Consider the following 18,617-nt stretch of genomic DNA (forward strand, 5'->3'; position numbering starts at 1 on the left):
GTACTAATTCAGGCTGTAATTTTTCTCAAAGTCTTTTGTTAAAAGCTCATAAGTCACTCTCAACCAGATCACAATACAAGGTACTGCTTTTAATGAATATTTAATAATATAATTTTCTTTTACAAATTTTGGAAATAAATCTGACGTTGAAAAGCATGTAAAAATGATTACGAAAACCAACAATCCGATGATCAGCGGAGTTCTTTCTTTCTGAAGGAAAAACCAGATCAACACACCTACCACTGCAATAATATAAGTTGGGGATTCTGAACTGGAACTGAACAGTACCAGAAACAGCAATGTTGAAGCCAGAATCATCAGTTGGAAGGCATAATGTTTATACTGCTTAATTCTGATGTAAGGTAAAGCAAAAAGGGGCAATCCACCTGCTAAAAACACAAGGTTAGAAATAGATGCATCTCCTAAAACTCTTCTTACAAAGCCCATTAATGAGATATCCTGCATATTTCCTAATACCTGATTTTCGTTATTCTTTTCTACGATAGACTGAAACCAATCCGAATAGCACTGAATGACAAACTGCGGACTTGAATAGGCCATCGGAAGTACAAAAAACAAAATGGCGATTCCAATTCCTGAAAGAATAAACTTAGTCTTGTTTTTAATAAAGAAAAATTGGGTAAGCCCTACAATTCCGTAGATTTTCACGAATATTCCTATTAAAATTGCCGTTACCGATTTTACTTCTTTTCTTTCATAAATGTATACTGCAGATAACAGCAAAAGGCCTGTTAATGCCACATTAAACTGTAAGCTTAACGCTGCCGTAATGTATTCCTGTAGGCAAAGCAGCCCGAAGATCGCTTTTTTGGCATCTGAAAACGGCAGTTTATAGACTCCGTAGATGAAGATAAAAGTATTAGCAATATTCCAGAGTGAAATTCCCAGCCAGTCCGGCATCATGGCAAACGGAGCAATCAGTGCACTGAAAAATACGCCGTAATGATTTAAGTCAAAATAAAGATCGGGATAATGGATGAATAAGTTTTTCTGATGAAGGGTATTAAAGAATACGTTTTTAAAAATCAGATAATTATTGATTGCATAATCTCCTCTCAGATATTTGGAAATTGCTGTAACAACCGATATAATAAGATAAACCCCAAATATATATTTAGGGTTTAGCAATATTTTAAGAAATTTTTCTTTCAAGATTGGTGGTATTAGCTTACAATATTAATCTTAAACAGCTACATTATTATCTCTCAATGCATCATTCAGGGATGTTTTCTTGTCTGTAGACTCTTTTCTCTGACCGATGATCAATGCACATGGAACCTGATATTCGCCAGCAGGATACTGTTTTGTATAGCTTCCAGGAATTACTACAGAGCGTGCAGGAACTCTTCCTTTGATTTCAACAGGCGTATCTCCTGTAACATCGATAATTTTTGTAGAAGCTGTCAATACTACGTTTGCACCCAATACGGCTTCTTTTTCTACATGAACTCCTTCTACCACGATACATCTGGAACCGATGAAACAGTCATCTTCAATGATAACCGGAGCTGCCTGTAACGGCTCCAATACTCCACCGATACCTACACCGCCACTCAGGTGAACATTTTTACCGATCTGTGCACAACTTCCTACTGTAGCCCATGTATCTACCATTGTTCCTGAATCTACATACGCACCGATATTTACATAAGAAGGCATCATAATTACTCCGGGAGCAATATAAGCCCCTTCTCTGGCCACTGCATGTGGTACAACTCTCACTCCTTTTTCAGCATAATTTCTCTTTAAAGGCATCTTGTCATGAAATTCAAACGGACCTACTTCAATAGTTTCCATTTTCTGGATCGGGAAATACATTACCACGGCTTTTTTCACCCATTCATTTACCTGCCATCCGTTTTCAGTAGGCTCTGCTGTACGAAGTTCCCCTTTATCAACCAAAGAAATAACTTCTCTAATGGCCTTCTGGCTGTCTTCATTCTGCAATAAATCTCTGTTGTCCCAGATATTTTCAATAGTTTGTTGTAACGACATGTTTCTTATTTAAATTAGTTTGAAAAATTATACTGGCCAAAGATACAAAAAAGTTCAGCAAAACGATTTTTAACGTTATCCTTTTAATAAAGGCCCAGCATGCGGCTCACCTTCATTTTATACTCCAGATAAATCTGCCCGTGCTGTTTCAGCAGATGCTCTTCTTCAAGCCGTATCTGAATCTGCATCAAAATACATCCAATGACAGAAAAAAAGAAAGCGATGACCGTAGGAAAAGTCAAGAAAAAACCTACCAGACTTACGGTCATTCCCAGAAAAACAGGATTTCTTGAAAAGCGGAACAATCCGGTCGTAATGAGCTTTGTATTTATCTGATCATCAATACCAATCCTCCATGAATCTTTCATCTGAAACTGGGCCATTACGACCCAAATCAATGCAAAAATCATCAGGATTACGCCTGCATACTGTATGAATTCAGTTTCCAGGACCGTTATCTTAAAAGCCTTTTCTGTGGGTGCCGGAAACCATACAAGTAGCATGGTATATATAAAAAGGGCGGCCAGAATAAGTTTGAAATACCACCCGATCAAGGCATAAGCCGAGTCATCTTTTGGTAAGACATTTGGATTTTTCCCGATTTTTTGGGCAACCACTATACTGATTCCCAAAAATGAGACTGCAAAGAACAAAATAAAGTAGATAGGGATAAAGAATCTGATAAAATCTGCCATTGTTAATTTATTTATGGCAAAGTTCAGTGGTTATGAAGTGCAATACTATTGCAATTTTTGACGAGGTGGGCTTCCTCTCTCCTCTATAAGTTTTGGCTAAAGCCAATTGATGATTTAATTTTTTTATTAAACGGGCTAAAGCCCGTTTCTATTGAATATGAATAACTACAAATCATTTAAATACAACAATATTTAAATAAAAATCTAAAGCATAGATTTAACCTTTCCTTTTGTTTTTTTAAACTCAGTCAGGCTCATATTATGTTGTTTTTTAAAGAATTTATTCAGATGGCTTTCATCTGAAAATCCAAACTCGGTGACGATTTCATTAATTCTCATATCACTGAAAAGCAGCCTGTGTTCGATTAATCTCAATTTATAATTCAGGATATAATGGGTGATGGTTTCTCCACACTGGTTTTTAAAATAGCTGCCGAGGTAGGTCTCAGAAAGCCCGAATTCCCCAGCGATCACAGATACTTTTAAAAGTGCCGGATCATGGATGTTTCCCTGGATATAATTAATAATATCCACAATTCTTTTGTCGGTATTGGATGCTGTATACTCAGCCCGCATCTTTGATATATTCCTTGCGGCGATCACAATCAATGCATTCACATAATGCAGTGTTAATTCTTCCTGATAAAGATCCGGATGGTTCAGACCATGGAGCAGTGAAGTGACAATAGAGTCTACCAAAACAATATCGGGTTTATTCTGTAAAATACAGCCGGAAAGATAAGATGCACCATACAGCAAGCATCCTATTGAATTAATGTTATTCCATTTATAATCCTTTACATAGCGTTCACTGAACTTTACGAGTAAAAGCTCGGTCTTTTGCTCAATATCCAGATGATGTTTATCATCAGGAGTCAGTAATATCAGGCTGCCTTTACCATATGACGCCATATTGTTATTGATGGTAAAAGAACCTTGTCCGGAAATTACGTAGATGATCTGAAAAAAGGAGTATTGACTGCCTTTTAAAGGACAATTTTCAGTGACATGATACTCTACTTTTACGAGCTGGTCTATATTCTCTCTTTTCATGTGGTAAAAGTACTTATTTATCATTAAAATATACTGATTTTTTACAATTTTTCTGTTCAAATTTGCTACGTCAAAATTATTACAATCAATGAAAAGATCAATCTATGTACTGGCACTGGGTGCTTTCGGCATTATTACTACTGAATTTGGAGTTGTGGGTATTCTTCCTACCATCAGCAGACAATTCGGTGTATCAATTGATGCTGCAGGATGGTTATTGAGCGCTTTTGCCATTACCGTTGCCGTTTCTTCTCCTTTTATCACTTCGTTTACGAGTAAAATAAACCGTAAGTTCCTTTTATGCCTTGTGATGAGCATATTTGTACTTTCTAATCTTATATCTGCTTTTTCCACAAACTTTACGATGCTTATGATTGCCCGTGTATTACCAGCCATACTGCATCCGCTGTTCTGGAATATTTCCATTGCCATAGCCTTTAAGGAAAGGGGTGCAAAAGGGGTATCTACCGTAATGCTTGGGCTAAGCCTTGCTACCGTTCTTGGTATTCCGATGACGACCTATGCGGCTGATCTCTTTCATAACTGGAAGGCTTCCTTCTTTCTAAGCAGTGCCATCAGCTTAATTGCATTTATGGGATTATTGTTCTTCATTCCTTCCATGCCTGCAGAAAAGGAAAAACATGAACAGAATCAATTTACTGTATTAAAAAATCCTTTTTTGTGGATCAATCTGGTTTCAACTATTGGTACACTGGCTGCCATGTTTTCCAGCTATACCTATCTTACGGCATATCTTGAGGAAATCACTAAGATGAATGGTGCACAGATCAGCATGATGCTGCTGCTTTTCGGAGGGATGGGAACACTTGGGAACTGGCTTATGGGACTGGCTTTAAACCGGAATGTAAAGATCACGACAAGAGTATTCTTACTCCTGCTCATTACAGTACAGGTCCTTGCCTATTTTCTGGGTGGAGTTTTTATTCCGATGATTATTATTGTGTCTCTTTGGGGCATGATTCATACCGGTGGTTTTCTGGTCTGCAATATCCGGACTACCCAAACTATTCCCCACCATGCATTGGAGTTTGTGAACAGTTTACTTACCTCATCCTTTAATATCGGAATTTCATTAGGTGCATTTCTTGGAGGCATCGTCAGCTCTTATTATGGTGTTCAGCATGTTCTTTCCGTGAGTGTTCTTCTGCTGGGTGCTACATTTTTTCTGAGTTTCTTTTCTTTTCCTGAAAAAATTACTGCTGACGAAGAAAATGAAGACGAAAAAGAGCTTGCCGTATCTGTTTGTAAACATATGTAAACCTTCCATTATATAATAATAAGCAATTCCATGAAAAATGAAATTGCTTATTATTAGATTTCAGCTAAAGCCAATAGATTTTATACAAATCATGATATGTGATAACTATCTTTTACATTTCATCACAAATAATAAATTCCATTGTCTTTTCAATATGCTTTTCTTTGATAATTCTTTTTACCTAATTTCTGTTTCTTTCACTATTACAGAACCCGTTGAGCATGAAGATAGGCTTTATTCCAGTATTTTTCATTCAGTGACGAGATAATAACGCCTTTGGAAGTTGAGGCATGAATGAATTTCACTTCTCCGTCAGGCCCGATATCATGAACAATTCCTACATGGGATACCCGGCTTCCTCCTGCCGTAGCAAAAAAGAGTAAATCTCCCGGCTTCACCTCCCTGATGTCTATATTTTTTCCTGTTTCTGCCTGATCAGAAGATCTTCTGGGAAGGGTAAAGGCATTTTCTTCAAAAACTTTTACGGTAAATCCTGAGCAATCAAATCCTGATGATGTGTTTCCTCCGAATTTATAGGGAGTTCCAATATATTTTTCAGCATCTTTCAATATATCATTGACAGATCTTGGCACTTTACCATCAAATTTCGAATCCAGTTTTCTGAGGTTTTCAGATTTGGCTACTGTCTTAGTCCCGGATTTCTTACCGGCAGAAGCATTTTTGGAAGAACCGCAGGAAACCGCCAAAGCAGAGACAATCAGTAAAACAGACAGCTGCTTTATTCTTATTTTTTTCTGAAATAATCCCGTTCCCATATTCATCTGATTTATACTTGATTAGGCAATTCATGACAAATATACATTTTATATTTTAATTATACTATAACTATACTACAACTATATTATAAATATATGTTAAAATTTTGTTTTCATATAATTATTGGTATATTTGAGGCTAAGTTTGATGATATGGCAACTTATGAAAGTCTGATCAAGATCACAGGGGCTGTAGGCGACCTCGTATTCTATAATCTGAACGGGAAAAATGTAGTTCGGAAGAAAAGCGGGTTCAATAAAGCGGCCTATAAAAAGAATCCGTCTTATGAGAAGGTAAGGCAAAACAGTACGGAATTCGGGCATTGCTCCAAAATAGGCAAAGCTATAAGGAAAAGTCTTGACAGTTATATTAAAAAAGCAGGCGATCCCCTACTCTATCAGAAGTTTGCAAAGCTGATGACTGAGATTAAAGATTTGGATGTGATATCCGGAAGAGGTCAGCGAACGGTTGAAAACGGGTTAAAAACTGAAGAAGGAAAGAAGCTCCTGAAGACATTCTGTTTTGGGAATACGAAAAATATAAACGACGGTATCACCATCCGGGAACAAACTTTATATGTGAATGGAAACTACAATGCAGATAAAGCCGTTATTTTAACGATTAAGCTGGATTCTGAAAACTACAGTACGGAATATAAAGAAGAAACAGTTTCTCTCGATCATCGGGAACCGGTTTTTAAAAAACATTTCCTGGAAAAGGATTTTCTGCTTTATGTAGTAATTCTTGAGAATGAAGATCAGGAAATAACCCATATGGGATTCTTATAAATAAAAAGTCTGCATTGTGTAATGCAGACTTTTTATTTATTTTTTCTCTCCTTTCCAGGATCCTGATTTTGCAGGGGTGGGAAGTGAATTGGCCCAGCTTCCGTTTCCTTTTTTATCCGTGCTCAGTGTGCCTCTGAAATCACCTCCTGATGACGGAAAACCTACTTTTGCATTAAGATCTCCTGTCTCACTTAAATTTCCGGAAATACTATAGTTTTCATTATTAACATCAGAATGCATGGTTCCTACCACCTTACCATTGGTATCTACCACGAAGTTCCATACGCCTTTATCGCTCCCGTCATAGCTACCAGACCATGTTCCCACATAATCATAAATGGTATCATCATTAGAACTGCAGCCAATAAATAAAAACGCCGTTAATAAAAGTAAAAAAAGTTTCTTCATAGTTTCAGTAGTTTATATCCTAAAATTTCTGGTTTTCTCTTCACTATTCATTGGTGAATGCTGTAGAGAATAGTACCTAATATTGTATTGTTTTTTGTTCCGTGCAAATCTACTAATTTTTTAATCAAATTATCTGAATTTTAATCAGGCTCCAATATGTTTATTAAAAAACAATAAATTTCGGCTAAAATACAAATATTTTTCAAACAAACAGATGATATAACTATTTTGAGCTATCCTTACGCATAAAATATAAATAATGCAAAAACTATCACAATTATCATATCATAATTTTTAAATTCATTTTATATCGCATTTAAAATATTTTTTTATTTCAATTTACAATATATTTCCTAACTTAGTGAAAAAATAAACCTATTCAAATTTTAATATGAAAACAAAAACTTTCTTTTTGACAGCAATTGCGATGTATGGCGGCCTGACAGCACAGGTTGGGATCAATACCACTACTCCAACCCACACTTTAGATGTAAATGGTCTGGTAAGAGTAAGAGGACTTGCAAATGCTGAAAGAAAAATTGTTGCAGCCGATGCGCAGGGAGTTTTAACCCTTATTTCTCCTGAAGAAATTTTTGCTCCCAAAGCTGTATTGAACACTTCAACGTCTTCGGCTGAACAAAGGTCCACAATCTACGAAGGAAAATGCTTTCAGCCAGGTGACAATGCTTCATCCTGTACAGTTTCTATCAATCACTATACTTCCTGTGCCGGGTTTACCAATCCTGTAGACACGCAAATAATTGTGGGACAGGGTATCAATACCTCTAATGGTCAGTTCTTAGGAACATGGACGGCCCGTTATGTGGACAACAAAGGGTATAATACAGTGACAGCAATTGCCAATCAGACTGCACCAGACTATCCAAGAATTACTTATCCAGTTGATAATACAGTAAACTATCTGGGAAGTGGTAATTTCGGAGGGCAGTGCAATACCGATCTTGTTACAACCATCAATCAGGCTACCGGAAATATAAAAGTAGAGTCTGTGAAACGAAATATGTATGCACATCTTGTATATCTTATCAATATAGCACGCTCAAGAAGTTTATAATACAAATCTGATTTCTATAAAACAGCCGCAAATGAATAATGTGGCTGTTTTATTTTGCACAATATCCGGCGGGAGTTCATTTTCTCATCCACAGAGAAAGCCTCCGGTCTGGAGGCTCATAATTATGGGGAATGAATGAAAAACTTGAGTAAAAGTAGATAATATCCATCCGATTCTATATGAGTGGAATCATAATCAGACAGTTTATTGATAATGCATTAGTTAAAAAAACATTTATGTATACTGACAGACTATTGTCATTACTGTTTTTTAAATTTATACTTTAAAATCATTCTATGGAAAGACAAAGCATATACATCAATACAAAATCGGAATGGAGACAATGGCTGGAAGAAAATCACCAGAAGGAACAGTCTGTGTGGCTCGTCTGCAATACAAAGAAATCTGACCTGCCTACAGTTCAGTGGAGTGAATTGGTGGATGAAGCTCTTTGCTTCGGATGGATTGACAGTACCAGAAAAACAGTGGATGAATTTTCTTTTAAACAGTTATTCAGTAAACGGAAGCCTAACAGTACCTGGTCAAAAATTAACAAAGAAAAAGTTAAAAGGCTTATAGAAAGTAACCTGATGACTTCTGCCGGACATGAAACCATTAAAATCGCCAAACAAAACGGTTCATGGACAATCTTAGACAGTGTTGAAGAATTACACATTCCAGATGATCTGGAAGAAGCATTTAAGCAGCATCAGGGAGCAAAAGAATATTTTTTAAGCCTTAGCAAATCAGGAAAAAAAATACTTCTGCAATGGATTGTTTTGGCAAAACGGCCGGAAACCAGAAAGAAGCGTATTGATGAAATCGCAGAACAGGCAGCACAACAAAAGATGCCGAAACATCTTCAATAAATTTTGATGGATCAGATTCTGATTCCCAATTGATCATAGGATGCTTTTAATTGATTGGCCATTGCAAGAAAACGGTCTTCCGACCATTGCTGGAAGGTATATTTTATCAGCTGTTCTTCTCCAGGGAAATCTAAAACACTGCGTACAGCTTTTGCAGCCATAACTCCTGATTCGATTGCATTAAAGATTCCTTTTCCGGAAGCAGGATCAAGCAGTCCTACAGCATCACCACAGGCAAATACACCGGGCATCTCAGGCTGCATGGCAAATTCCCATGGAATGGAAGCCCAGCGGTCTGCTGTTTCAAGATCAACTGCCAGTTTTTCTTTACGAAAAGATTTCCAGTCGTTTTTCCTGAAGACGGCGGTCCAGCATTGTCTTTGATCATCCAACTGCCCTATCCATATCCAATAATTTTCGCCAGGAAGAAAATAAGCAGTTTCATCTTCCGTAAATTCCTCAGATGCAGAATTTTGTACCCCTGCCATTACGAGATATTCGGGAGAATATTGTATCACTTTATTTTTCAGATCTCTTTGGCCTGCACGTTTGCGTCCGGTAGCATCAATAAGAAATGTTCCCTTAATCCGTTCAGGTCCCAGTGTGATCATGTTTCCCAATGATTCATTCCATTCCGGCTTCGGAAAATGTTCTGTCTTTTTGATGTATACCCCTTTCTGCTCTGCCTGGTGACAGATGCTCTGAATAAAATTTTCTTTACAGATATGATATCCGTACCATATTTCATCGGAATACGGATTAAGGCTCTTCCAGTGGTCACCATTACTTATCCGATTATATCTGCCTTTGAAACTGCAGCCGATTCCCTCTGCCAGATCCATATATTCCAATTGCCGGATAACACCTGGATGAATGCTTTCAACAGTAAAGGTTTTCTGTGTTGCTTTTGATATACGGTCAATAACGACTGTACGCAAACCGGAAGTCTGTAATGTGACCGCTGCTGAAAGTCCTGCAGGCCCGGCCCCTAAAATAATCACATCATAATCATTGCTAGCCATTGTACCATTTTATATTTTCGCCTGCAATCCGGTCAAAATCTCCCTTCAGACTGCACCAGGTCAAATTATAAGGCTGATCTGCGTTGTCTATTTCCGGATCACAGAGATTCTTTTTCTCAATCTTGCAGACACACAGCTCTTTGATTTCCTGAATCCTTCTTTTGCTGTCATTTTCATCGAAACAGTCTATTGATTTTTCAGCATTATTGATCAATGCAAAGATGAAAAGATACCCTTCTTTTTCTAAACAACGACCTCCTTTTATCCAATTATTGTCTTTTCCGATGAATGATTTCGGGATGCAATCTGCTTTAAAACCTGTTTTCCAGTCAGAAACCGGCATCGCAGCTACAAGCCAGTATTTGGTATACTGCACATGTTTAAAGATTATTTTACGGTCAATCCTTCTTACACAATGCCGTAAAGCATCCATTCTGCTTATAACTTCTTTGCTGTCAAGCTCCCGTAATCTGGACATATCAAAGCCTATTTTGGGGTTCAGACAGTTTTCAACGTAATCAGCCCGTGCAATATCTGTAAAATTAACAAATCGTTTTCCTCCTTCCGTAGCTATTCTTTGTATATAAGGGCCCTGTTCCCCATCCCATCCAAAAGATGGATCATGTGAAAAATCCTGCACATAGGGAGAATATTTATGATATCCGATTTCTTCGTCCATTAAAGGAATTGAAGTTGATGGTTTTCTTCCTATTCCTGTGATGGGCTCCAGCCCTCCCTGAAATGTACGTCCTGCATCCGGCGAAGCTACAGGCCACATTCCATTAGCGGCAGCACAGAGTTTCATATCTTCAGGAAAGGGCGATCCAAGACCAAATGTTGCAAAAAAACGATCTTTATCCTTTTCATCACTGCTAAAAGTGGCATCCCAGCCCGGATAGAAAATACCGGAAGCCGAATCCGGTAAAAAGGTAGTCGCTTTATAATCTCTTTTAAAATTAATATGATATTCATTGGTACCGTATTTACGATTGGCATTAAGGCACGCAACAGCAAAAATGCTATCACCGGTTCTCTGATCTACCGGAAAAGCAGCCTCATCCATTTTAAAAGGATCTTTTATTCCTTTATTGGCCCGCAAACGAAGCCAGCTTAAATTTGAGGTTCCTCCTTCCAGAAAATGTTCATCCATCGCATAATCCATTTCTCTGTAATATTCGTAGATATCATCACTATCTACCAGCGGAAAAAAATCCGGGGCCGTTACCACAGAAAAAGCAGGCATTATAGTCAATTTCCTGAATGAAAGAGGTGCATCATCACTAAGCTTTGCCTGAATACAGCCGTCACATATACTGTCTTCAAAAAGACCGGCTTCATATCTGCCGTTATCAATTGTATCCTGAAATTCTTTATAATCCCCATCAAGATGAATTTCCTTTCCTTCTTTCTGCATAAATTTTATATTGGCAAACAGCGGTGCATTCCGGGCTGTACCAAATTTTGCAGTTTTTCTTGTCTTACGAAAAATACCATCTGTTATGATAAGATCTGTGCCATCTTTACTGTCCGGTGGTATCAGTTTGAAACTTGCATACCGACGGTTAGAATAAAGAACTGATTTCCAAACACGGGGAACCTTTACCGTAACTCTTTTACTCTCCTGAAATGCAGGCCGTACAAAAGGTGCCGGTATTGAAGACAGCAATATTGATGAGCCTTTTAATTCTAATGATACCATATCACTGGAATCAGAAATAAGCTTCTCTCCCGTTTCTTTCTGTGCACTGATCCGCAAAAATGGTGCTTTGTCTAATTTATCCCCAGGCGAAACGATAACCTGATCCTCTCCTTTTTTTGCTTCTATCTTAAAGGTGGCCAGCCTCTGTAATTTTTCATTACGATGATACTCGCCATATATAAAATTCAGGTCTTCATTTTTAATGATCTTACGGATTGGGCGCAAAAACTCTCTATTATGATCTTTTTTCTCATAGCTGAGCAGTGAAATAGCAGGATTATGAAGGTCTCCAAGGGATATGATCTCAACCAAAAACAGAGCATACCGGGCTGGGGTAACAGCAATATTCTTTTGATGCAGATCGCCGGCAGGCCGATTGGTATATGACCGCATAACTGGGTCATAATGATAAGGTTGGTCTCCTATACGGCCAATGCCCGCCCGTGAAAATACGAAATCAGCATGAATTTTGTGTTCTTCCGGCATATCCAAAGGAACGGGTATTTTATAAGCAGGCCGATACTCATAAGCCAGAACTGCCAACGCATATTTTTTTGAATCTGCTAAATCTGCAGGAAACTCTGTCATGCTAAAGATATAGTCTTCAAGCAGATCCAGATCTTCAATCCCCGGATAAGCAGTAACAGTTGCCGGGCGAACTCTTGGGCTCGCCAACAGATGATAGATCAGGCTGAATTGCGGAAATCCCGGATTCAGAAGACTGTCGCCACCAAAGTCTTTATATTCACTTTTCTGCTGTAATCTGCTTAGGACTGTGCTGTTCAAAGGTTTTAGCCATTCTTCCCGTTTCTCTGGAAGCTTCATCCCAAGCACAGATTCCAGATATGAAATCCATCCATTTTCTTTCATCCACTGCAAGAGTTTGCCCATTCTTTGAGCTAAATCAGCAGAAGGTCTGGCCAGATAACCGAGCGCATCACCTGTTGAAGTGATCTTAGGCAAGCTGCTGAATATATTGTTCATCGGAAAACAGGATAAGCCCAACACAGCCAAAGAAGCTGTCTTAATAAATTCTTTTCTTTCCATGGTTAAAAATGTGTTTTGATTCCGCTAAAAAAATTTTTGATAAAAATCCTTTTACATTTCAATCTGAAAAGTCCGCCTCCGATAAGATGACAGCTTTATTCCCCTGGTTTTTACCCAAAATCTTAATGTTCCCGTTTTTCTCTATTTTCCTGAATTTCAAAAAAGGATAAAAATTTTCTGCATACTTAAAGCTTGTGCTCAAATTGGTTGAAGAAGCAATATCAATGGTTACTCCAAACTGCATGAATTCCTGCTTGTGTTGTTCATAAATCGCTGCAATCCTGGTTACTGAGTCTTTATCCAGCTGATAGGCAAATGACATTCCTTTCACCCATATGCCGTCAGTGGCAATATAGTGTTCTCCATCCATAATCTTTGCTATAACAGGGTTTTGCCGTGAAAATTCATCCTGAAGAAAAATTTCAAGAAGGCCTTCTTCAATCAGATCCTGCCCCCACTGGGAAATATGTATATCAAGGGCTTTAGCTTTCTTCAGTAAAACCTGCAATTCGGCATTGATCTTCCCTATCCCTGTTCCGTCCAATAGTTTTCCATAGATATCAATTGCAGTATTATTGGAATATTGGAGCTTAGAAACACAGGATGGTGTAGCGCTGAGGTCAGCATTTTTCAATTCCGGGAAGCCTTTTATTTTCCGGAGTGTAGGATAACTAAAAATTAAACTTTTGTCTGTAATTTTTGAAAAGATATTCTTTTTGAGAGTGAATACAGATCCGGAAGGTATTCTGTTACCTGTAGACATAAACAGGGCATTCTTTTTATTCAGGGAAGTTCCGGTAAAGCAGCTACCGTATATATTCCACCACAATTGGGTAATTTCTTTTTCAATGGGATCCATAATTTAATTTTAATGAGTTTATAATGGTTATTGGGTTATTCAAGGTCGGAATAGCAGAACTGTCGCCAACGGCTACTTTTCTAAATAAAGAATCAGGGGGCAATATATAATACTTTTCACGATGAATATACTGTAATGTACTATTTAAACAGGCTCCAAACCTCTGAAACAGTTTTTGGATGGTCCAGATACCGGAATCCGTCGTGGTTTATGAATCCTTCTTTAAAAGAAGTTTCAATCTGTTTAAAGTTCGGGTAGGTAGAAAGGATATCCCTGCATGCAAAAACGATATCATTTTCGTTGTTCAGGTTATACCAGTTCCTTACAGGGAGATCCACAATGGGAAAACTGGATTGGATCAGCTTATTTCCTAACTGTGATCCGGCAGTTACGAGTGTCGTTTCATGATATCCTGCTTTATTTTCATCCTGTAAAAAGAAATCATAGCACATCAACGAACCCAGGCTGTGTGCATAGATGATATCAGGCTTAAATTCTATCAGATGTTTTTTTAATTCTTTCCGCAAGTCGTATCGCAGCTGAGGTTCCTGCATGAACTCAACAACCATGTCCGGGTAATCATCAAGCCAATTCCGCCCAAGCATTTTTTCGCTTTTATTCAATCCTAAAAAATCTAAAAATGCCCTGGCTATAAATTTTCCATAATCTGCCGGATTGGCATTGTAACCACTGAAAAAACCATCAAATTTCATAAATTCCACATAGTTATCTTCAGTAATATTAAGATGTTTTTTTAAAGCCTTTCGCCAATCATGAGACCATTTGTCAATGGTAGCATCTTTTCCTCCGATGCCATGGATACAAAGAATTTTTGGAGGTTTCATGTTAAATAGTTTTATGGTTATGATGAAGTTCTGAAACTTTAGCTATGAATTAATAACACAGGTTTTAGATTAAGAACTTACTTAACTAAGTTACAGCTTATTTCTGGAAAAAAATTATTTATTGAGAGATCTTAGAGAAATATCTTACAGCTTCTTTATCATGGACTTAAAGAAAAGTTACCAGATTTACTTCAGTTTTATAATAAAAAAACCTGCAAAATTATTTTGCAGGTTTTAAAGTTTCAGTGTATTTTGAAATTTTTTCATTTACATCAGTGGAGAATACGGGATTCGAACCCGTGACCTTTTGACTGCCAGTCAAACGCGCTAGCCAACTGCGCCAATCCCCCATTTTTGAAGCGGTACAAAAGTAAGTATTTTAATGATATATGCAAATGTTTTTAGTGAAATTTTATTAAATATTATGAAAATAAGAAGAAGGTAAAAACTGTAAAGATTGGTTATCCATTTGTTTCCAAATATTTACGTGCATTGATATACTTTGAAAGTCTTTCAGCATCTTTCATAGTCACTTCATTAAGTCTGTTTACGTTCATATTATCTTCAAGGTCATTCAGCTTTATTGCGACGGCCAGAGGGTTTCCGGAAATTCTTTGGATAAAATCTGAATATTTTTCTTTGTCTTTTCTTGTCACAAGTTCCAATGCGGCGATGATATGTTGTGGAAACCCTTCTTCTGTTAGCTGCTCAAAAGTCCAGTCAGTATCTTCCACCAGATCGTGCAATATCCCTCCTATCATTTCATCCTCGCTTTTTCCTTTCATCATCACCCGTAAAACATGCAGAATATAAGGTTTCCCGGATTTATCCGTCTGTCCTGTGTGGGCTTTTACAGCAATAGCGATTGCTTTCTCAAGTAAATTTAAACTCATAGTATTGTTTTTGTAAACAAATATAATGATACCTATAATAATAAGATAACATACTTATCAAAATTTAAAAACATGTAAAAAATCATCAATATTCTTTAAATACATTTATTTTATCCTAATTATTACAGACAACTAATTATTAATTAAAATATTATGTAAAATTAACAGACATGAAAAACAAGCTGTAAACCGCTTTATTCTATTCATTCTCAAATCACATGATGAAGATTTAATACTCAATTCAAAAATAAATATTCATCTTTGCAGCCTTAAAAATCAAACACGCTAGTTTATTTCATGAGCATTATTTTTAAAAAGCGACTATTTATAGCGCTTGTATTACCAACGGCGGCCTTATATTACGGGCAGAGCACGAAGGATTCTTTAGAAAAATCCAAATCAATTGATGAGGTGATGTTAGTGGGAAGAAATCTTTCCCAGACCGCCAAAGAGAGAAAGACACCTGTTGCAGTTTCAACGATCAAATCTGCAGAAATTCAGGAGAAATTGGGAAACAGAGAATTTCCGGAAATTATGAAGTCTACTCCATCCGTGTACGTTACCAAAGTAGGTGGCGGATTTGGGGACAGCAGAATTAACATGAGAGGATTCGATGGAGCCAATATTGCGGTAATCATCAATGGTCAGCCTGTTAATGATATGCAGGGAGGTACGGTTTACTGGTCAAACTGGACCGGGCTGGCTGATATTGCGAGCTCTATCCAGATTCAGAGGGGGCTTGGTGCTTCCAAATTTGTAGTTCCGTCTGTAGGAGGAACGATCAATATTGTGACTAAAGCTACCGATTCTGAACAAAAAGCAATGATCAAAGGAGAAGTGGGTAATGATAACTACTCCAGAATATCTGCGATGTATTCTTCAGGATTAAAAAACAAGTGGGGAACAACGGTATTGCTTTCCCGCTGGCAAGGTGACGGTTATATCAACGGAACAAAAGGAGAAGGTTACTCATGGTTTTTCTCTACAGGATTTAAGCCCAATGAAAAACATGCGTTCAACTTTATTGCAACCGGAGCCCCACAGGTACACGATACGAGAAGATCTTCAGCAACCGGAGCGAATGTGGCTACCCTGAGACAGTTTGATACCTACGGAAGAAGATATAATCCTCAAACCGGAATGCTGAACGGATCTCAATTCAATTTAGCACCAAATTTTTACCATAAGCCTATTGCCTCTCTTAACTGGGACTGGAATATTAATGATGCCCTGAAACTTTCTACTGTGGTTTACGGATCATGGGGACGTGGCGGCGGTGGTACAGGACTTAACGGTTCCATTAAAAATGCCAGCGGACAAACGATGAACTTCATGAATTATGGTCCGGGCGGAGACGGTACTATCAATTGGGATATGATTTACCGTTACAACAGAGGTGGCATGGTAACCGATTATAACGGAAACACCTTCCAGAAATCAACATTTACGGCACCTGCAGGTTCCCCGTCTGATTATAACGGACAATATGTAGCGACTTTAAACGGAACCAATGGTATCGTAAGAAAGCAAAGTATCAATGCTCATGACTGGTACGGAGCGATCGCAGACCTTAATTATAAGAAAAACAACTGGACCTTCAACGGAGGGATTGATCTTAAAACATACAAAGGAGCACTGTATGACATCGTTACGGATATGTTAGGCTCGGATGCTCTATTTGTTCCCGGTACAGCAAATGCTCCCAAAGGGTATTATATTGACCGTACAGTAAAGCCTGAACCTCTTACAAAGGTTAATAATGCTCAGAAGGTATCTATCTACAACGAAGGTCTGGTAAAATGGGCCGGTGTATACGGAATGGTGGAATACAGTTCTGAAAAACTAAGTGCATCAGTTCAGGGATCGGTTTCCGAACAATATTATAAGCGAAGGGATTATATGCTGTATACTCCCGGAAATCAGGAAACCAAATGGTATCACAAGACGGGTTATATTGTAAAAGGAGGTGCCAACTATAATATTGATCAGCATCATAATGTATTTTTCAATACCGGAGTTATCTCGAGACAGCCTTTATTTAATGCATTGTTCCCTTCAAACCAGAATATCTATAATGACGCAAAGAATGAGAGAATTTTCTCTATAGAATTGGGATATGGCTTCAAATCCCGTTATGTAGATGTTAATATCAATGCCTACAGAACGCAATGGGATGACAGATTTATTTCAAGAACATTCAATGCCGGGGCTGCAGATGTTGCCAGGTTCTCTCAATTAAAACTTGGAAATGCTTATTTCTACAATGCCCTGAATGTGGGACAACTTCACCAGGGAGTTGAATTGGAAGCTAAAGCAAGACCGTTCTCTAACCTTAGATTAAGAGGAATGGTATCACTGGGTAGCTGGAAATATAAAGGAAATGCAAATTTCAACATTCTGGATGTTCAAAGCAATCAGGAAGTTTCCGGAGCAACAGGGATGATCAACATCAAAGACCTTAAGGTAGGAGATGCAGCACAAACAACAGCAAGTCTTGGTATTGACTATAATATTACCAAAGCATTCAGCATTGATGCCAACTGGGAATATTATGACAAATTATATGCACAGTTCAACCCTATCAACTTCCTTACTGAAGCAGATAGAGAAAGAGGAATTGTAAAATTACCAAGCTACCATCTTTTTGATGTAGGGGCTTCTTATAAGTTCACAATTGATGCTAAAAAGTCTTTAACGTTAAGAGCGAATGTATACAACTTATTCAATACCTATTATATTTCTGAATTAAGTTCCAACATTTTCGCAGGTGATAAAATTGCCAATGGCCCTGACGCAGGAAAAACGTACCAGGAAGCCGGCAGGGTTTATCAAGGTATAGCTGATGGCAATACAGGATTCTTAGGATTCGGAAGAACGTGGTCTGTAGCAGCGACCTTGAGATTCTAAAACAAAATCATTGAAATGATAAAAAGAACAGTTGTAATTACCTGAATTACAACTGTTTTTATTGATGATGGATTCTGATCCTGAAATAACCGACCATCTTAAAAGCGGTATAAAGAATTTCAGGCTAATATTGTTCAAAGAAAAATGATTGAGTCTCCGTAAGAAATATTCTTCAATAACTGTCTGAAATATGAAAAACCGGCCCATACTCCTTATGCAAGACAATACAGATATTGAGGCTGTCATTGGACTCCTGACAATAACTGAAGTTATTGAATATTATAACTCATGTCTAAGCTTTATAAATTACGCAATAATGATTATACATACTTTTCAAAAATGAATATTTTACAAGCGTCTTACGTTTGTCAATCATAAATCTACA

16 protein-coding genes and 1 tRNA gene are annotated in these 18,617 nt (G+C 37.7%); 5 read left to right on the forward strand and 12 right to left on the reverse strand.

Annotation, left to right across the window (positions count from 1 at the left end; translation table 11 throughout):
• Positions 1–3: 3 nt before the first annotated feature.
• The 4 genes from ACTJJF_RS05850 to ACTJJF_RS05865 all read right to left on the reverse strand — a co-directional run bounded on the left by ACTJJF_RS05850 (position 4) and on the right by ACTJJF_RS05865 (position 3,764).
• Positions 4–1,173, reverse strand: a complete 1,170-nt coding sequence (locus tag ACTJJF_RS05850) for a glycosyltransferase family 87 protein (protein WP_312303757.1) — start codon at positions 1,171–1,173, stop codon at positions 4–6.
• A 30-nt stretch (positions 1,174–1,203) separates the two neighbouring features.
• Entirely contained in the window at positions 1,204–2,016 is an 813-nt protein-coding gene (locus tag ACTJJF_RS05855) for a 2,3,4,5-tetrahydropyridine-2,6-dicarboxylate N-succinyltransferase (RefSeq protein WP_002979694.1), read from the reverse strand.
• 83 nt (positions 2,017–2,099) lie between these two features.
• Positions 2,100–2,711 carry a methyltransferase family protein gene (locus ACTJJF_RS05860; protein ID WP_440699010.1) on the reverse strand — a complete coding sequence of 204 codons (612 nt, stop codon included), beginning with the start codon at positions 2,709–2,711 and terminating at the stop codon, positions 2,100–2,102.
• A gap of 204 nt (positions 2,712–2,915) precedes the next feature.
• Entirely contained in the window at positions 2,916–3,764 is an 849-nt protein-coding gene (locus tag ACTJJF_RS05865; RefSeq protein ID WP_440699011.1) for an AraC family transcriptional regulator, read from the reverse strand.
• Positions 3,765–3,852: 88 nt separating this feature from the next.
• Here ACTJJF_RS05865 and ACTJJF_RS05870 point away from each other — a divergent pair, with 88 nt between their 5' ends.
• The gene (locus ACTJJF_RS05870) at positions 3,853–5,043 is read left to right on the forward strand and encodes an MFS transporter (protein ID WP_440699012.1); all 1,191 of its coding nucleotides are present in this window, start codon (positions 3,853–3,855) and stop codon (positions 5,041–5,043) included.
• 203 nt (positions 5,044–5,246) lie between these two features.
• On the opposite strand, the gene ACTJJF_RS05875 is transcribed toward ACTJJF_RS05870, so the two are convergent.
• Positions 5,247–5,819, reverse strand: coding sequence for a C40 family peptidase (locus ACTJJF_RS05875; protein WP_312303762.1), 573 nt, complete (start codon positions 5,817–5,819; stop codon positions 5,247–5,249).
• A 153-nt stretch (positions 5,820–5,972) separates the two neighbouring features.
• Between ACTJJF_RS05875 and ACTJJF_RS05880 the strand changes: the two genes are divergently transcribed.
• Positions 5,973–6,608, forward strand: coding sequence for a hypothetical protein (locus tag ACTJJF_RS05880; protein ID WP_440699013.1), 636 nt, complete (start codon positions 5,973–5,975; stop codon positions 6,606–6,608).
• A 36-nt stretch (positions 6,609–6,644) separates the two neighbouring features.
• Here ACTJJF_RS05880 and ACTJJF_RS05885 read toward each other — a convergent pair whose 3' ends face one another.
• Positions 6,645–7,016 (reverse strand): hypothetical protein, encoded by a 372-nt coding sequence (locus tag ACTJJF_RS05885; RefSeq protein ID WP_312303766.1) that lies wholly within the window; start codon positions 7,014–7,016, stop codon positions 6,645–6,647.
• Between the two features lie 391 nt (positions 7,017–7,407).
• Between ACTJJF_RS05885 and ACTJJF_RS05890 the strand changes: the two genes are divergently transcribed.
• Positions 7,408–8,091, forward strand: coding sequence for a hypothetical protein (locus tag ACTJJF_RS05890; protein WP_312303767.1), 684 nt, complete (start codon positions 7,408–7,410; stop codon positions 8,089–8,091).
• 296 nt (positions 8,092–8,387) lie between these two features.
• Positions 8,388–8,960, forward strand: coding sequence for a YdeI/OmpD-associated family protein (locus ACTJJF_RS05895; protein WP_440699014.1), 573 nt, complete (start codon positions 8,388–8,390; stop codon positions 8,958–8,960).
• Between the two features lie 11 nt (positions 8,961–8,971).
• Here the strand turns inward: ACTJJF_RS05895 and ACTJJF_RS05900 are convergent, their stop codons facing one another.
• From ACTJJF_RS05900 to ACTJJF_RS05925, 6 genes are all read right to left on the reverse strand, one after another.
• A complete protein-coding gene (locus tag ACTJJF_RS05900) occupies positions 8,972–9,982 on the reverse strand; it encodes an NAD(P)/FAD-dependent oxidoreductase (RefSeq protein ID WP_440699015.1) in 1,011 nt (336 codons plus the stop codon).
• Complete coding sequence (locus tag ACTJJF_RS05905) at positions 9,975–12,728, reverse strand: hypothetical protein (protein WP_440699016.1); 2,754 nt, start codon at positions 12,726–12,728, stop codon at positions 9,975–9,977. The genes ACTJJF_RS05900 and ACTJJF_RS05905 overlap by 8 nt, the downstream gene beginning before the upstream one ends.
• Before the next feature lie 58 nt (positions 12,729–12,786).
• A complete protein-coding gene (locus ACTJJF_RS05910; protein WP_440699017.1) occupies positions 12,787–13,587 on the reverse strand; it encodes a hypothetical protein in 801 nt (266 codons plus the stop codon).
• Positions 13,588–13,727: 140 nt separating this feature from the next.
• Complete coding sequence (locus ACTJJF_RS05915; RefSeq protein WP_440699018.1) at positions 13,728–14,432, reverse strand: hypothetical protein; 705 nt, start codon at positions 14,430–14,432, stop codon at positions 13,728–13,730.
• A gap of 276 nt (positions 14,433–14,708) precedes the next feature.
• Positions 14,709–14,782 (reverse strand) — tRNA-Ala (locus ACTJJF_RS05920).
• Between the two features lie 111 nt (positions 14,783–14,893).
• Positions 14,894–15,325 (reverse strand): phosphohydrolase, encoded by a 432-nt coding sequence (locus tag ACTJJF_RS05925; protein WP_440699019.1) that lies wholly within the window; start codon positions 15,323–15,325, stop codon positions 14,894–14,896.
• Positions 15,326–15,622: 297 nt separating this feature from the next.
• Here ACTJJF_RS05925 and ACTJJF_RS05930 point away from each other — a divergent pair, with 297 nt between their 5' ends.
• Positions 15,623–18,232, forward strand: a complete 2,610-nt coding sequence (locus tag ACTJJF_RS05930) for a TonB-dependent receptor (RefSeq protein WP_440699020.1) — start codon at positions 15,623–15,625, stop codon at positions 18,230–18,232.
• Positions 18,233–18,617 lie beyond the last annotated feature (385 nt).

Source organism: Chryseobacterium sp. 22458 (assembly GCF_052044975.1).
Lineage (GTDB): Bacteria > Bacteroidota > Bacteroidia > Flavobacteriales > Weeksellaceae > Chryseobacterium.